Below are 15,616 nucleotides of genomic sequence, written 5' to 3'. Positions count from 1 at the left end.
AGACGAGCAATTTACATATTTAAAGACAATTGTTTTAAACAACATTTTTCAGATGAAAATCAAACTATTATTATTTTGTTTAACGGTACTTTCTTTACACTCTATTTATTCACAAAACGGTATTATATCAGGAACAGTAAACGATGGTGAATTCAATGATGTGTTGCCGTTTGCAAATATTCTTATAAAAGGAACAACTAAGGGAACTACATCAGATTTTGATGGTAAATACGTGTTGGAAGTAGCTCCTGGAATATACACAGTTACTTTTTCATATTTAGGTTATGGAACTATGGAAATTTCACAGGTAGTAATTGAACCTGGAGCTGAACAAATTATTGATATAACTTTAAATCAACTGGCAAATGCACTGGATGGTGTAGTTGTGACTACCACTATTTCAAAAAACACAGAGGCATCTGTATTAAATATTCAAAAAAATTCCGTTGCATTGTTAGACGGACTTTCTATCCAGAGTATCAAAAAATCTGGTGCAAGCGATATTGCCAGTGCCATTAAATCAATCCCTGGTGTTTCTGTTCAAGGTGGTAAATTCGTATATGTCCGTGGTTTGGGCGATCGTTACACCAAATCAATATTAAATGGTGTTGATGTGCCGGGTTTAGATCCAGATAGAAATACACTACAGTTAGATATTTTCCCAACAAACATTTTGGACAATATTATTGTGATTAAATCTGCAACTGCCGATCAAGCAGCTGATTTTACTGGAGGTGTTGTAGATATTGTAACCAAGGATTTTCCTACCAGAGCTGAATATAGTCTTTCAGTTGGTCTTGGATATAATTCAACTATGCATTTTAATAATGACTATTTAAGTTATGAAGGTAGTGCTACAGATGCCTTGGGCTTTGACAATGGTCTAAGAGATTTAGTCCTTCCTCAAAGTGTTGAAACTCCAGTTCCAGCTGAAAATGGTGCAAGAGCAAGACAATTAACACAACTATTCCAACCAAATTTAAAAGCACTACAAGAGCAAAGTCCAATGGATTTCAACATAGGGTTTACAGCAGGTAATCAATACAATTTAAATGATGATGGTAGTAAAAAAATAGGGTATTTAGCCTCTCTTACCTACAGGAATAGTACAGAATTCTATGAAGGAATAGTAAACGGGCAGGTATTTAGAAAACAAGATCAGGATAGGTCCGTTCTTGAATTAATCGATGATCGTACCCAATCTGGAAATTTAGGAGTTAACAATGTACTCATAAGCGGCCTTGCAGGCGTTTCTTTCAAAGGATTGAAATCAAAATACAAACTGAATGTACTTCATATTCAAAATGGAGAATCCAGTGCTGCCTACATTAGGCAGGACAACTTCAATGTAAACTCTAACGTTATTTTTAATGATGCCTTGACATATACACAGCGCTCTATTACCAATGTATTATTAAACGGTGAACATGCGAATGAAGACGGTTCTTGGAAGGTTTCTTGGAAACTTTCACCAACCCTATCTAAAATTTACGACAAAGACTTTAGAACCACACCCTTTAGGTTCAATGACGAAACAGGAAATTTCTCAATATCGCCAAGTGAATCTGGTGAACCCAGCAGAATATGGAGAAATCTTGAAGAAATAAATATCGCGGGAAAATTAGATTTGACCAGAAAGCATAAATTATTTGGAAGAGATGCTAAATTCAAATTTGGTGGAGCCCATACCTTAAAGCAAAGAGAATTTATCGTAGATCAATTTTCACATCCTGTGCAATCAAGACAAGGTAATTTTAGCTTAGGCTTTGGGGGGGATGCAGACCAAGTTTTAGCTCCTGCCAATATTTACAGCACCAATTCTAGGGAAGGAACCTATGTTAGACGTGATTCAAATGTTTCTGATTCTTTTGACTCAGAAATCACCGTATCTGCAGGCTATTTGTCGGACGAATTTAAATTTTCAGATAAATTCAATGCTATTATCGGTTTGCGTCTAGAAAAATTTGATTTGCTTTATTCAGGAGAAAACCAAGATGGAGAAGTTTTCGACAACGCTAATATCCTAGATAAAATGGACTTTTTCCCGTCCGCTAATTTCATTTATGAATTAAATGAAGAGGCAAATAAAAAGGTAAGAGCATCTTTCTCGAGTACCACGGCAAGACCTTCGTTTAAAGAAGCCTCCAATGCCCAAATTTTTGACCCTGTCTCAAGTACATTTTTTATTGGTAATATCAACATACAACCTACATACGTAAATAACTTTGATTTACGATTTGAATCCTATGGGGCGGGAACTAACTTTTTTGCTGTAAGTGCATTTGCAAAAACCTTTCAAGACCCTATAGAATTATCTTTCATTAGAGAGGCACGAGGACAGTTTATTCCACTGAACTTAGGAGATGCAAAGGTATTTGGAGGTGAATTGGAAGTAAGAAGAAGTCTAGATTTCATTCCTGGATGGCAGAATTTCTCTTTTAACGCAAATGTTTCTATTATCGAATCGCAACAAACCTTTACCGATGATGAAGCAGAAGCGAGAAGAGACAATTTAAGGGAAGGAGAAACGCTTAGGGATAATCGTCAATTACAAGGTCAATCTCCATTACTGTTAAACATAGGTTTTAATTATGACAACAACGAAAATGGTTGGCAAGGGGGACTTATCTTTAATGTTCAAGGTAAAACTTTAGAGATTGTTGGTAATGGAGATATTCCAGATGTATTCACTCTTCCGTTTAATAACTTAAGATTTAATTTGAGTAAGGAATTTGGAAAGGAAAAGAACAGTAAAATTTCGCTGCGATTTGAGAATATCCTAAATGATAAAATTGAAAGTGTTTATCAGTCTTTTGGTGCAGAAGACCAACTATTTTCCTCCAGATATCCTGGTCAGGCAATATCTTTAGGTTATAGCTACCAATTTTAAAACAAACCCTATCATTATTTCCAAAATCACAAAAAGTCCACAAAAAGTGGGCTTTTTTGTATTTCATCGAAAAAAAAAGAATAAACAACACCCTGCTTTTACAATCAGTCGGTAGTTTTCCTATCTTTATGGTATAGCATATGTAACCAGCTATATATGAAGCAAATCTATTTTATCATTTGTTTTCTTTTTATCTCCTTTAGTTATGGACAATCTGTTCCAAACAATGGAGATATAGATGGTTTTAATATGTACCCAAATCCTGTGACAACAGGTAAGGTTTATATTTCCACTACTAAAAATGATGCTAAACAAATTTTGATTTACGATGTGCTGGGGACACTAGTTCTAAAAACAACAATCCTAGGAAAAGAACTTTATGTTGGCGACCTAGATGCTGGAGTTTATGTTCTTCGCGTATTCGAAAATAATAAAGTTACCACTAGAAAGTTGATTGTTAAATAAATTTTTCTGCCTCTTTTTTACGTATTCCTTTTTTGTTTTATATCGACCATCGGTAGAAATAATCGATAAAGAGCAGGACGTGTTCTGTTGACCTACAAAAAACTAGCTTTCACAACATTTTTAGACAAACCCTTACTTGCTGGTGTACCTTTACTGTATTGATCCCAAATCAATACAAAATGAAGAAAATCTACTTTATCCTATTTTTAGGCTTTAGCCTTGCATCGTTTAGCCAAGACGATACACTACTGCCAAATAGTAGAAATACAGAAATATCAGGTTTCAAATTATATCCAAATCCAGCAACAGCAGATATTGTTTACGTGACCACTGAACAGAATTCGGTCAAACAAGTACATATTTTTGATGTGTTCGGAGAACTAATCCTTACAGACAGAATTTCCAGTAAGGCTTTGGATATTTCTCGGCTTTCTCCAGGAGTCTATGTGGTTGAAGTAATAGAAGAAAATAAATCAATTAATCGGAAATTAGTGGTACGCTAATTTTTAGATTGCTTTAGACATAGTACATACATCTTTTTCATACCAGCTTTTGATCATTTAAGAGGCCTAACACTACTTCGTTGTTAAACCTATACCGCAGCATCAACTTTTTGCTACAGCTTATATCATTTCTATAGGTGTTCCCTACCTTTGCATTCATGGGAAACGAATCACGCAACAACGTCCTGTTTCAAATAAACACTGAGGCGGAATTCTTGATAGCCGCTTTGGATACATTTCGTTTCCAATACGCCCATAATAAAGTATACCAGAAGTTCTGTAATTATCTTAAAGTAACACCACACCACGTCCAAAATATAGGCGATATACCATTTCTACCCATTCACTTTTTCAAGGAAAAGCAAATAGTAAGTAATACGGATTCCGTTACAGCTACCTTTACTAGCAGCGGCACCACTGGAAGCATGACAAGCAAACACTTTGTTACCGATATAAGCTTATACGAGGAAAGTTATCGTAGCACTTTTGAAAGGTTCTATGGCACACCTTCATCTTTCTGCATTCTAGCGTTATTACCTTCCTATATGGAACGGGAAGGCTCTTCCCTGATTTATATGGTAAATGACCTTATAAAAAAATCAGGACATCCAAAGAGTGGCTTTTTTCTACATGATGTTGAACGATTAAAAACTCATTTGACAGCTTTAGAAGCAATAGGAACAAAAACCTTGTTGATTGGAGTATCTTTTGCACTTTTAGATTTTTGCGAACAATATCAATTTACACTAAAAAACACAACGGTTATGGAAACCGGGGGTATGAAAGGCCGGAGAAAAGAGCTCATACGAGACGAACTTCACGCGCTGCTTAAAACTGGTTTTGGAGTTGACTACATACATTCAGAATACGGGATGACGGAACTACTCTCTCAAGCATATTCTAAAGGAAACGGTCTGTTTGATTGTCCGCCTTGGATGAAAGTATTAGTGAGAGATACCGAAGACCCGTTTTCTTATCAAGCTAATGGTAAATCTGGTGGAATTAATATAATCGATTTAGCGAATCAAAACTCATGTTCCTTTATTGCTACACAAGATTTGGGTAAAAAATACGGCGATGATAGTTTTGAAATAATAGGAAGGTTCGACCATTCCGATATTAGAGGTTGTAATTTGATGGCACTTTAATCTTGAACCAAAATATAATCTAACCCAGGACCATTACAAGCCATCCAAGTATTGGCTATTTCTGTATTTGACTGATAAATTAGTATTTCCGTTTGGTCGCCAGAGCAGTTTCCAATCAATCCAAAACCCTCTTGATAGGTAAGTTCTAAATAATCGGCCTCGTCGTTATCGTACTCCACCACTTCAAAAATTCCAGTTGCTTTTGAAATAATATCGCCATTCGAACGTGTTTTTTGGAAAGTACCATCAAGGCTAAAGAGATAGTGCTCCTGCCATTCCATATCCGAGCCTATTTTCGTAGAATTCACCCTTTTACCTGACATACGTACCAATTCCCATTTTTGGTCGGCGAATTTCACTTCAGCATCATCCGCCTGAGAGATGTCCGGCTGGGAGCAGGAGAATAATAGGAGAACAGATATAAATAAGAAGTATACCTTTTTCATTACAAAAACCAAGGATTTAAATACTTAAGATAAAAAATAGCTATAATGGTTGCGTTAGCTTTATGTTAAGTTTACTAAATCACACTAATGTAGACTGATACATTGCGCTAATTAACCACCAAGAGGTAATAATTTTTTTTACCACGTTGCAGTAGCACAAATTTTCCGTTGATCAAATCGTCTTTGGTAATCTTATACTCCTCGGTTACTTTTTCTTTGTTTACGGAGATTGAATTTTGTTTAAGTTCACGGCGCGCTTCCCCATTAGAATCTAAAAATCCGGTTTGAGCAGCAAGCGCAGCAATCATATCTAGTCCGTCACCCAGTTTGTTTTTAGAAATTTCAGCCTGCGGTACGCCTTCAAAAACATCCAAAAAAGTTTTTTCGTCCAAGCCTTTTAAATCAGTTCCGGTAGACTTCCCAAACAGGATGGCACTTGCCTTCACAGCATTATCTAAATCGGCTTGAGAGTGCACCATTACAGTAATCTCATCTGCCAAACGTTTTTGTAATAACCGCTTGTGAGGAGCTTCGACATGTTCCGTGGTTAATTCCTCTATTTCCTCCTTAGATAGGAACGTGAAGATTTTAATATATTTCTCGGCATCGGCATCAGAAGTATTGAGCCAATACTGATAAAATCGGTAAGGCGACGTTCTATTAGCATCCAACCAAACGTTCCCACTTTCGGTCTTACCGAACTTGGTACCATCGGCCTTGGTAATCAAAGGACAGGTAAGAGCAAAACCTTTGCCGCCGCCTATTCTTCTAATCATCTCAGTACCTGTGGTAATATTGCCCCATTGGTCGCTACCACCCATTTGTAAGGTGCAATTATAGTTTTTGTATAAATGTAAAAAATCATATCCCTGTACTAGCTGATAGGTAAATTCAGTAAAGGACATTCCCTCTTTAGCCTCTGAGGATAAGCGTTTCTTAACCGAGTCCTTGGCCATCATGTAATTTACAGTGATATGCTTGCCCACATCTCGTATAAAATCTAAAAATGTAAAATCCTTCATCCAATCGTAGTTATTCACTAAAACTGCGGCATTCTCGGCATCACTTTCAAAATCCAAGAAACGGGAAAGCTGCTCTTTTAATGCATTTTGATTGTGACGTAAGGTTTTTTCATCTAAAAGATTTCTTTCGGTCGATTTTCCAGAGGGATCACCAATCATTCCTGTGGCACCCCCTATAAGTGCAAACGGTTTATGACCTGCCAATTGAAAATGACGCAACATCATAGCAGCAACTAAATGACCAATATGCAAAGAATCTGCAGTGGGGTCTATTCCAACATAGGCAGCTTGCATTCCTTCTAGTAGATGTTCCTCGGTGCCAGGCATGGCATCGTGCAACATTCCTCTCCATTCCAGTTCCTTAACAAAATTTAAAGTCATTCGTTTCATTCTTAGATATTGTGCAAATATAAAAGGAAATCTGCAGGGCATCTACCTGAATTTAGAGGGAATTTATTTATGCGTATTGCCTAACTTTGTAATATGATTTTAGTTACCGGAGGCACAGGGTTGGTAGGCTCACATCTTTTATTGAAGTTGGCACAGACAAATACAGAAGTTAGGGCAATTTATAGAACGGAATCTAAACTAGATAACGTAAAAAAAATATTCTCCTACTACACACCAAATCCCCAAACTATCTTTGATAAAATTGAATGGGTTAAAGCGGATGTTTTAGATATTCCCGCATTGGAAATTGCTATTGAAGGTGTCGATTATGTATACCATGCGGCTGCCCTTATCTCCTTTGACCCGAACGATTTTGATAGCCTCAAGAAAGTGAATGTTGAGGGTACCGCAAATATTGTAAACCTCTGTTTGGCACACCAAATAAGAAAACTATGCTACGTAAGTACGATAGGCACTATTGGCAGAAGCCTTACTAATAAGGAAGCAACGGAGGATAGTGAGTGGACGGATCAAAACACCAATGTTTACGCTCGGACCAAATATGCGGCAGAAATGGAAGTCTGGAGAGGCTCACAAGAAAATCTAGAAGTCGTTATCGTAAATCCAGGAGTTATCGTGGGACCTGGTTTTTGGGGAACCGGTAGCGGAAAACTATTTAAAACCGCAAACAAGGAATACAACTATTATCCGCCAGGTGGGACTGGTTTTGTAACCGTTTCTGATGTCGTTAATGCAATGATTGGTTTAATGACATCAAATATTGTGGGCGAACGGTTTATTCTTGTTTCCAAAAACCTTAGCTTCAAGGATATACTTACAAGAATTACACTAGCCATGAATAAAAAACCACCAACTAAGGTTTTACAGCTTTGGCAGTTACAATTTGGTAGATACCTAGATATATTATTACATCTACTAACAGGAAACGGACGCAGAATAACAAAAAACACTATCTATTCCCTTCTAAATATCGAAGTTTATAACAACTCTAAAATAAAAAATGCTTTGAATTTTAAGTTTCAAGTATTGGACGAGGCCATCAAATTAAGCGCCGATTGCTTTATTTTTGATCACTAGAAATCTTTACTGGAATTCCTTTTATACTATCATTTTTTTTACTCAACCTCATCCGCTCAATTACGTTAAGGCTATCCTTCATTTTCTTGGCTTCATCCATAACATTTTTTTCTTTCGTTAGCAAAGCCTCTATCTCCTCGTACATACTAACATATTCTAGAGGCAAGGAGGCATAATACCTGTCACTCTCAACAAAACCCGTAGAATCAATATCATGTTTTTCGAAAAGATGTTGTGTTGGTTCTATTCCATTTTCCTTTAGAATACGAATATTAGATTTCGTTGCTTTAGCAGCATTTAAAATAGCCATATCCTTGAGAATAGCTATCATTTTATCCCTTGGGATTAGGTTGTCCGGTTTCTCAATTAGCTTCTCTACACAGGAAACTACCCCTAAAGAAAGTAGTAGGATTATAATTTTTTTCATGGTCTATTGAACGTAAGTCTTTTAGCATTTCGTTTCTCGGAAAACATACCATTTTCGTACGCCAAATGTCCATTTATAAAGGTATGTGTAACTGAAGCTTTGAACGTTTGATTTTCAAAAGGAGACCAACCGCACTTATATGCAATATTTTCCTTAGTGACCTTCCATGGACTATTGAGATTAACAACCGCTAAATCGGCATAAAATCCTTCACGTACATACCCTCTCTTTTTTACCTGAAATAGTATTGCAGGGTTATGACACATTTTTTGGACCATTGTTTCTAAAGATATTTTACCTTCAAGATGTTTTTCCAACATCGCAGGTAACGCATGCTGTACTAAAGGTCCCCCGCTTGGTGCTTTTGTATATACATTATCCTTTTCTTCTAATGTATGCGGTGCATGGTCTGTGGCAACAACATCTATTCTATCATCTAAAAGTGCCTCCCAAAGCGCATCCCTATCTTCAGCCGTTTTTACCGCTGGATTCCATTTAATAAAGGCTCCTTTTTCTTTGTAATCGACATCTGAAAACCACAGGTGATGAATACAAACCTCTGCCGTTATTTTTTTCTCAGCCAAAGGAATATCATTTCGGAACAAATCCATTTCCTTAGCCGTAGACAAGTGAAATACATGCAGTCTTGCTCCCGTCTTTTTAGCTAATGCAATGGCACGTGAAGAAGATAAATAGCAAGCTTCCTCACTTCTAATAATAGGATGGTATTCCATTGGAATATCATCACCGTACTTATCCGTATACTCCGCTAAATTCCGTCGAATAGTATTTTCATCCTCACAATGCGCTGAAATAACCATTTCAGTACTGCTGAATATTTTTTCTAAAACGGCCTCATCATCTACCAACATATTTCCCGTAGAGGACCCCAAAAACAGCTTGATACCGGAACAAGAATTTTTGTCCAGTCGCTTTAACTCTTCCAGGTTGTCGTTGGTTCCCCCAAAAGGGAAGGAATAATTAGCAAAAGCAGTGTTGCGTGCCGTTGTAAATTTTTGCTCTAACTTTTCAATCGTAGTCGCTTGCGGAACAGTATTTGGCTGCTCCATAAACGTAGTAATTCCTCCGCCTAGCGCTGCTCTACTTTCCGTAGCTATAGATCCTTTATGTGTTAGACCAGGCTCTCTAAAGTGTACTTGATCGTCTATAATTCCGGGTATAATATAATTACCGTTTATATCTATTACTGTGGCGCTTGTATCCGAAATATTGGCTGCTATTTTCACAATCAACTCCCCGTCTAACAATATATCAACCTCCTGTATCTTGCCTTCGTTAACAAGCTTTCCGTTCTTTAAAAGCGTTTTAGCCATAATTAAAATTTATTTCGTTGAAATAGACTTTTTATTTTCATTGAGAAGACGCCCCAAATAGCTTCGGTAATAATCGAAGAACTCATTTTGGATTTACCCCTTACCCTATCCCTGAAAATAATTGAAATTTCCTGTATGTTGAAATTCTTTAAATATGCCCTAAATTTCATTTCGATTTGAAAAGCATAGCCCACAAAACGCACAGAATCCAAATTGATACTTTCCAAAACGTGTCTTTTGTAACAAACAAAACCCGCTGTTGGATCATGAACTCGCATACCTGTAATCATCTTTACATAGAATGATGCTCCATAAGACAATAACACCCTGTACAAAGGCCAGTCTACTACGTTTACACCTTGCTTGTATCTAGACCCCACAGCTACGTCTGCTCCGCTCTCACATGCTTTAAGCAAACGCAACAAATCTGTTGGATTATGGGAAAAATCGGCATCCATCTCAAATATATAATCATATTCTCTTGCAATGCACCATTTAAACCCGTGAATATATGCTGTACCCAAACCAGATTTTCCCATGCGGGTTTCCAAAAACAAAGTCTCGGAAAATTCCTTCTGCAACTTGTTAACGCTTTCACCTGTACCGTCAGGCGAATTGTCATCTACAATCAGCACATGAAAATCCTTTGGCAACTCAAAAACAGCCCTTATTATAAGTTCAATGTTTTCAATTTCGTTATAGGTTGGAATTATTACAATGCTGTTGGCCATAAATACTACCGTATATGCACAAAAATACTATTTTAATGACGGTAGAAAAACACAGTGGTACGCTTTATGATTTTTTTAAAAATTGCGTAATGTTCAGAAGTTGTAATTTTGTCCTAACTAAAACCGACTATGTTAAAGGAAATACCCAAGCAGTTTTATTGTTTTTTAGCCGTTATTCTGGCACTAAACCTAGTTCAATCCTATTTTACGGAACTGATTTACGACGAGGCATATTATTGGTATTATAGTCAAAACATGGCCTGGGGTTATTTTGACCATCCACCCATGGTGGCTTTGCTCATAAAAATCAGTAGTTTCTTTTTTAACGGGGAACTGGGTGTCCGTTTTATGAGTTGCGTACTATCCACAGCAAATATCTTGGTTTTATGGCTTGTTGTGGACCATCCAAAAAAGAATGGATTTATTCCTCATTTTTTTATTCTTGTCTTTTCTATGACCTTGTTGAACGCTTACGGTTTTTTAACTTTACCAGATACGCCGTTACTGTTTTTCACTTCCTGTTTTTTATTAGTTTATAAAAAATTTATTGAAAAGCCTTCTTTAGCGGTGTCGGTGGCACTAGGAATCGTAATGGCTTGCTTAATGTATAGCAAATACCACGCTGTATTGGTCATCCTTTTTGTGCTATTCTCCAACTTACAACTCGTTAAAAATAAATTTTCATGGTATGCCGTTGTAATCGCATTATTGTGCTATGCGCCCCATTTTTATTGGCTATATGAACATGATTTTGTCTCTATAAACTATCATATTTATGAACGCCCTAACGGTGCTTATAGTTTTGAAAAATACACTTTAGGTTTTTTTGTGAACTTGCTAGCTATTTTTGGATTAACGTTTCCATTTATATATCAAGGCCTATTTAAGACCAAAACAAACGGTCTTTTTACCAAAGCACTTTTGTTTTTGACCTATGGTGTTATCCTCTTCTTTTTCCTTTCTAGCTTTAACCGGAGAATACAAGCGCAATGGGTTATTATCATTTGTATTCCAATGGTAGTCTTAGTGTTTCAATATATGTTAGACAATAAAACCAGCACAAAATGGATGTATCGTTTAGGGCTCGTTAATATTGTCATAGTGCTCTACCTTCGTATTGGTTTAGTGCATCAACCCTTACTGTTCAATATTTATTACGAGACACATGGGAATAAGGAATGGGTAAAGCAAGTTGCCAACGAAGCGGGAAGTACTCCTGTAGTTTTTGAAAACTCCTACCGAAATGCACCCATGTATAGCTTTTACAGTGGAAACACTTCTTTTTCGCTCAATAATGTTCGTTACAGAAAGAACCAATATTCCCTTGACGATTCGGAAGAAACCGTACGAAACAAAGACATACTTTACATATCTAAATATAGTAAGGATGGCCCTTTTCAATTTACGAAAATGTCCGGCACTGAATTTATTGGCAACCACATTACAAATTTTAATTCGTACCGGAAACTCAATTGTATCATCGACACAGATGAGTACGAAATTAATTTAGGTGAAAGTCTTGAGTTAAAAGTACACAACCCGTATAATTTTCAGATTCCGCTTACCGAATTAAAGTTTGGAATAGCTTATTTAAATAACTACAAAAAGGTAAAGGAAATTAAGCCATTAATAGTGAGCACGCTTAAAGCAGATACTGAAGTATTACAAGCCAAAGACACTACTTATTTTAAAATAACGCTTCCTACCCCTTACGAAATAGAAAAGCCAGCTTATTTTAGAGTAGTTATTTCGGAGAACAATCTGTATTTTGGACTTAACGGCAAACCTGTACCTTTACCTCAATGAATCCCATTTTAAGAACTCCTGAATCGCTAGATTGGATTACCCTAATTATATTTGGCAGTCTACTTTTTGTGCTGATAGCCAAGGCCCTTTATTATGTTCGTTTTTTAAATTATATTGTGTTGCCGTTCAACAACAAGTATATTTTTATGTACAACAAAAAAGAACGTTTACTCAACTGGTTTCATGTTCTGTTTACCCTTTTTCAAGTAATCAATACGGCGCTGTTTCTTTTCTTCGTTTTCAAAAATTTAATAAATTCAGGAAATAACCAATACCCTTTTTTATATCCATTACTGCTCGCAGGTTCTTTTTCGTTCCTGTTGGCAAAGATGGCGTTACAACTAACAAACGGCTTTATTTTTGGGTGTCAATCCATTTTTAGCGAAATAATCTTCAAGAAAACATCATATTTAAACTATGGTGGTATCCTATTTTTCTTGGCAAATATCTTACTAGCTTATGTTAATATTAGCCCTAATGTTGTGATTTTCATAACTATATCCTTATTCTTAGGTATTAATATGATAGGCTGGATACTAGTACTGAAGAATTATCAAAACTTCTTTGCAAATTATTTTTTCTATTTTATTTTGTACCTTTGCACACTCGAAATTGCACCCATAGTAATAATAGGAAGCCTTCTCAAACAGTGCGCCATATGAAAGTAAAAACGATTTTGGTCTCTCAACCAGAACCAAAAATGGAAAATTCTCCTTATTCCAAACTTATTGACAAAGAAAAGATTAAGGTAGACTTTAGACCGTTTATACATGTAGAAAGTGTGGATGCTAAAAGCGTCCGACAACAAAAGATAGACCCTAAAGAATTTACTGCGATTATTCTTACAAGCAGGAATGCGGTAGATCATTTTTTTAGGATTGCTGAAGAGATGCGATTTAAAGTACCTGACAGTATGAAATATTTTTGCCAGTCGGAAGCCGTGGCTTATTACCTGCAAAAATATGTTGTGTATAGAAAGCGTAAAATTTATGTTGGAAAAAGACAGTTCTCGGAATTAGTGCCGCTTATTAAGAAGTATAAGGACGAGATTTTTCTTTTACCGTCATCAGATGTTCAAAAACAAGACGTTCCAGACCAATTAAATGCTTTAGGCATCTCATGGAAACGCGGTATTTTTTACAAAACGGTTATCAGCGATTTATCCGATTTAAGAAATGTCTACTACGATATCTTGGTTTTCTTTAGCCCTTCTGGAATTGAGTCCTTACTACAAAATTTTCCGGACTTTGAACAAAACGAAACAAGAATTGCAGTTTTTGGAAACTCTACTGTAGATGCAGCCACCTTAGCAGGTCTTCGAATAGACATTAAGGCACCAACACCCGAGACACCTTCTATGACTATGGCGTTACAGAAGTATGTTATAAGTGTTAATAAATAGCAAACCCTACTATAATAGATACAGTATAAAAAACCCAGCAAGATTGCCGGGTTTTTTATGCTTAACTTTTATCTAAGAAACATAGATTACTTCGTGGTTAACAAAGAGGGCTAAAACGAGTATTAAAACAACGGACTTTTTTAAAATCCGTAGCGCTGTGGACCACCTCGTCTGATTTCTTCGCTAGCATAGCTTTCGAACTTTTTAAAATTCTCCCTGAACGCGTTCGTAAGTTTAAAAGCTGTAGAGTAATATTTTTGATCATCGTTCCAAGTAGTTCTTGGACTTAAGACATCTGTTGGAACACCAGGGCATTTCCTGGGCTGCGCAACTCCAAAAACAGAGTGTATATGGTAGTTATTATAAGAATACAATCCCAAGTCTCCGTTGAGAGCTGCACTAATCATGGCTCTTGTATATTTTAATTTCATTCTAGTTCCAACTCCGTAAGGTCCACCTGTCCAACCTGTATTTACCAACCAAACGTCCACACCGGTTTCTTTCATTTTCTTACTTAACATTTCGGCATACTTTGTTGGGTGTAAAGGCATAAAAGGAGCACCAAAACACGCGGAAAACGACGGTTGTGGTTCGATAACACCGGCTTCGGTACCAGCAACTTTTGCAGTATAACCAGAAATAAAGTGGTATGCCGCCTGGCTAGGGGTTAGTTTTGATATTGGAGGCAGCACTCCAAAAGCATCTGCGGTTAAAAAAAAGATATTCTTAACATTTTTCCCAATAGAGGGTTGCCTTATATTTTCAATATGGTAAATAGGATAACTTACACGCGTATTTTGTGTTATTGAGGTATCGGCAAAATCAACATTATTTTTGTTATCCAAAACAACATTTTCTAATATCGCACCAGGCTTAATAGCTCCGTATATCTCAGGTTCTTGCTCCTCCGATAAGTTGATAACCTTCGCATAGCACCCACCTTCAAAATTAAAAACGGTATTCTTGTTGGTCCAGCCATGTTCATCATCTCCTATCAGTTCCCTGTTTGGATCCGTGGACAATGTTGTTTTTCCAGTACCGGACAATCCAAAGAATATAGCAGTATCACCTTCTCTTCCCACATTAGAAGAACAGTGCATAGGTAAGGTATTCTTCTCCACAGGTAGTATAAAATTCAAGGCAGAAAATATACCTTTTTTAATCTCCCCAGTATATCCTGTACCACCTATCAAGGCAATCTTTTTGGTGAAGTTTAGAATAGCAAAATTATGTTGTCTAGTACCATCTTGGATTGGATTAGCCATAAAACCGGGAGCATTAATCACTGTCCATTCTGGTGTAAAGTCTTCCAACTCTGTCTCCGTAGGCCTTAAAAACATATTGTACGCAAACATGTTAGACCAAGGATATTCATTTATAACCCTAATATTAAGTTTATACTCTGGATCTGCACAGGCATAACTATCCCTTACAAATATTTTCTTGTCGTTCAAATAACTGATTACCTTTTTATGCAAGGCATCGAACTTATCTGCCGGAAAAGGAATATTAATATTTCCCCACCACACTTTATCTTTTGTATTACTATCTTCTACAATAAATCTGTCCATGGGAGACCGACCAGTGAATTCACCGGTATTTACAGCCAAAGTACCATTAGCGGTTTCTACCCCCATTTTGTTTTCTACAGTTATGGCCTGTAGTGCCGCAGGAGATAATTGGTAAGCTATATTCTCGTGCGTAATACCATAATCTTTCAACGAAATCGTTTTCGTATTTTGGTCGGATGCAGTCATAAAGTTATTGTTTAGTTTGCACAAAACTATTGAAATTATATCTCAAGCCTGTTAATTTATAGCTTTAATCAACGGAATATCTGTTGAATTGTGGTATTCCTATCCCACAACAAAATCTATTAAAAATAATAATGACTATTTCATCAGAGCTTATGTTTAAATCGATAAATCGTATGTTTTATTGTGATTTTAACAAA

The 15,616-nt window shown here is 36.5% G+C and carries 14 protein-coding genes; 8 read left to right on the top strand and 6 right to left on the bottom strand.

Annotated elements, in window-relative coordinates; all coding sequences use genetic code 11:
* Nucleotides 1–52 precede the first annotated feature (52 nt).
* The 4 genes from Q360_RS0109730 (at nucleotide 53) to Q360_RS0109710 (ending at nucleotide 5,006) form a co-directional block, all read left to right on the top strand.
* The gene (locus tag Q360_RS0109730; RefSeq protein ID WP_027076923.1) at nucleotides 53–2,890 is read left to right on the top strand and encodes a TonB-dependent receptor; all 2,838 of its coding nucleotides are present in this window, start codon (nucleotides 53–55) and stop codon (nucleotides 2,888–2,890) included.
* Nucleotides 2,891–3,046: 156 nt separating this feature from the next.
* Entirely contained in the window at nucleotides 3,047–3,355 is a 309-nt protein-coding gene (locus tag Q360_RS0109725; RefSeq protein WP_027076922.1) for a T9SS type A sorting domain-containing protein, read from the top strand.
* 179 nt (nucleotides 3,356–3,534) lie between these two features.
* On the top strand, nucleotides 3,535–3,858 hold the full coding sequence (locus Q360_RS0109720) for a T9SS type A sorting domain-containing protein (protein WP_027076921.1): 324 nt from the start codon (nucleotides 3,535–3,537) through the stop codon (nucleotides 3,856–3,858).
* A 158-nt stretch (nucleotides 3,859–4,016) separates the two neighbouring features.
* The gene (locus Q360_RS0109710) at nucleotides 4,017–5,006 is read left to right on the top strand and encodes a LuxE/PaaK family acyltransferase (RefSeq protein ID WP_027076920.1); all 990 of its coding nucleotides are present in this window, start codon (nucleotides 4,017–4,019) and stop codon (nucleotides 5,004–5,006) included.
* On the opposite strand, the gene Q360_RS22905 is transcribed toward Q360_RS0109710, so the two are convergent.
* Entirely contained in the window at nucleotides 5,003–5,452 is a 450-nt protein-coding gene (locus tag Q360_RS22905; protein ID WP_051554651.1) for a hypothetical protein, read from the bottom strand. The two genes, Q360_RS0109710 and Q360_RS22905, sit on opposite strands and share 4 nt — an antisense overlap.
* A gap of 107 nt (nucleotides 5,453–5,559) precedes the next feature.
* A complete protein-coding gene (gene tyrS, locus Q360_RS0109700; RefSeq protein ID WP_027076919.1) occupies nucleotides 5,560–6,855 on the bottom strand; it encodes a tyrosine--tRNA ligase in 1,296 nt (431 codons plus the stop codon).
* A gap of 102 nt (nucleotides 6,856–6,957) precedes the next feature.
* Here tyrS and Q360_RS0109695 point away from each other — a divergent pair, with 102 nt between their 5' ends.
* The gene (locus tag Q360_RS0109695; RefSeq protein ID WP_027076918.1) at nucleotides 6,958–7,962 is read left to right on the top strand and encodes an NAD-dependent epimerase/dehydratase family protein; all 1,005 of its coding nucleotides are present in this window, start codon (nucleotides 6,958–6,960) and stop codon (nucleotides 7,960–7,962) included.
* Here Q360_RS0109695 and Q360_RS0109690 read toward each other — a convergent pair.
* Genes Q360_RS0109690 through Q360_RS0109680 form a run of 3 tightly spaced genes read right to left on the bottom strand, consistent with a single transcriptional unit; the run spans nucleotide 7,946 to nucleotide 10,454 of the window.
* Nucleotides 7,946–8,389 (bottom strand): DUF4296 domain-containing protein, encoded by a 444-nt coding sequence (locus Q360_RS0109690; protein WP_027076917.1) that lies wholly within the window; start codon nucleotides 8,387–8,389, stop codon nucleotides 7,946–7,948. The genes Q360_RS0109695 and Q360_RS0109690 overlap by 17 nt on opposite strands.
* A complete protein-coding gene (locus Q360_RS0109685; protein ID WP_027076916.1) occupies nucleotides 8,386–9,723 on the bottom strand; it encodes a dihydroorotase in 1,338 nt (445 codons plus the stop codon). Before Q360_RS0109685 ends, Q360_RS0109690 begins: the two co-directional genes overlap by 4 nt.
* A 2-nt stretch (nucleotides 9,724–9,725) precedes the next feature.
* Complete coding sequence (locus Q360_RS0109680) at nucleotides 9,726–10,454, bottom strand: polyprenol monophosphomannose synthase (protein WP_027076915.1); 729 nt, start codon at nucleotides 10,452–10,454, stop codon at nucleotides 9,726–9,728.
* Between the two features lie 129 nt (nucleotides 10,455–10,583).
* Between Q360_RS0109680 and Q360_RS0109675 the strand changes: the two genes are divergently transcribed.
* From Q360_RS0109675 to Q360_RS0109665, 3 genes are read left to right on the top strand one after another with little or no spacing between them, the layout of a single operon-like run.
* Nucleotides 10,584–12,260: an ArnT family glycosyltransferase gene (locus Q360_RS0109675; RefSeq protein ID WP_027076914.1), complete on the top strand. Its 1,677-nt coding sequence runs from the start codon at nucleotides 10,584–10,586 to the stop codon at nucleotides 12,258–12,260.
* Nucleotides 12,257–12,922, top strand: a complete 666-nt coding sequence (locus Q360_RS0109670; protein ID WP_027076913.1) for a DUF4271 domain-containing protein — start codon at nucleotides 12,257–12,259, stop codon at nucleotides 12,920–12,922. The genes Q360_RS0109675 and Q360_RS0109670 overlap by 4 nt, the downstream gene beginning before the upstream one ends.
* Nucleotides 12,919–13,662 carry a uroporphyrinogen-III synthase gene (locus tag Q360_RS0109665; protein ID WP_027076912.1) on the top strand — a complete coding sequence of 248 codons (744 nt, stop codon included), beginning with the start codon at nucleotides 12,919–12,921 and terminating at the stop codon, nucleotides 13,660–13,662. Before Q360_RS0109670 ends, Q360_RS0109665 begins: the two co-directional genes overlap by 4 nt.
* Nucleotides 13,663–13,802: 140 nt before the next feature.
* On the opposite strand, the gene pckA is transcribed toward Q360_RS0109665, so the two are convergent.
* The gene (gene pckA, locus Q360_RS0109660; RefSeq protein WP_027076911.1) at nucleotides 13,803–15,419 is read right to left on the bottom strand and encodes a phosphoenolpyruvate carboxykinase (ATP); all 1,617 of its coding nucleotides are present in this window, start codon (nucleotides 15,417–15,419) and stop codon (nucleotides 13,803–13,805) included.
* Nucleotides 15,420–15,616 lie beyond the last annotated feature (197 nt).

Origin of the sequence: Maribacter antarcticus DSM 21422 (genome assembly GCF_000621125.1) — a bacterium.
GTDB lineage: Bacteria > Bacteroidota > Bacteroidia > Flavobacteriales > Flavobacteriaceae > Maribacter > Maribacter antarcticus.
Note: the sequence above shows the minus strand (reverse complement) of the source record. Positions and strands in the feature narration are given on the sequence as shown.

What these genes read in the sequence shown, in the direction of transcription:
- Q360_RS0109695 (WP_027076918.1), top strand. Translation starts at nt 6,958, where the DNA reads ATGATTTTAGTTACCGGAGGCACAGGGTTGGTAGGCTCACATCTTTTA.
- Q360_RS0109730 (WP_027076923.1), top strand. Translation starts at nt 53, where the DNA reads ATGAAAATCAAACTATTATTATTTTGTTTAACGGTACTTTCTTTACAC.
- Q360_RS0109720 (WP_027076921.1), top strand. Translation starts at nt 3,535, where the DNA reads ATGAAGAAAATCTACTTTATCCTATTTTTAGGCTTTAGCCTTGCATCG.
- Q360_RS0109670 (WP_027076913.1), top strand. Translation starts at nt 12,257, where the DNA reads ATGAATCCCATTTTAAGAACTCCTGAATCGCTAGATTGGATTACCCTA.
- pckA (WP_027076911.1), bottom strand. Translation starts at nt 15,419, where the DNA reads ATGACTGCATCCGACCAAAATACGAAAACGATTTCGTTGAAAGATTAT.
- Q360_RS0109680 (WP_027076915.1), bottom strand. Translation starts at nt 10,454, where the DNA reads ATGGCCAACAGCATTGTAATAATTCCAACCTATAACGAAATTGAAAAC.
- Q360_RS0109675 (WP_027076914.1), top strand. Translation starts at nt 10,584, where the DNA reads ATGTTAAAGGAAATACCCAAGCAGTTTTATTGTTTTTTAGCCGTTATT.
- Q360_RS0109690 (WP_027076917.1), bottom strand. Translation starts at nt 8,389, where the DNA reads ATGAAAAAAATTATAATCCTACTACTTTCTTTAGGGGTAGTTTCCTGT.
- Q360_RS0109685 (WP_027076916.1), bottom strand. Translation starts at nt 9,723, where the DNA reads ATGGCTAAAACGCTTTTAAAGAACGGAAAGCTTGTTAACGAAGGCAAG.
- Q360_RS22905 (WP_051554651.1), bottom strand. Translation starts at nt 5,452, where the DNA reads ATGAAAAAGGTATACTTCTTATTTATATCTGTTCTCCTATTATTCTCC.
- Q360_RS0109710 (WP_027076920.1), top strand. Translation starts at nt 4,017, where the DNA reads ATGGGAAACGAATCACGCAACAACGTCCTGTTTCAAATAAACACTGAG.
- Q360_RS0109725 (WP_027076922.1), top strand. Translation starts at nt 3,047, where the DNA reads ATGAAGCAAATCTATTTTATCATTTGTTTTCTTTTTATCTCCTTTAGT.
- Q360_RS0109665 (WP_027076912.1), top strand. Translation starts at nt 12,919, where the DNA reads ATGAAAGTAAAAACGATTTTGGTCTCTCAACCAGAACCAAAAATGGAA.
- tyrS (WP_027076919.1), bottom strand. Translation starts at nt 6,855, where the DNA reads ATGACTTTAAATTTTGTTAAGGAACTGGAATGGAGAGGAATGTTGCAC.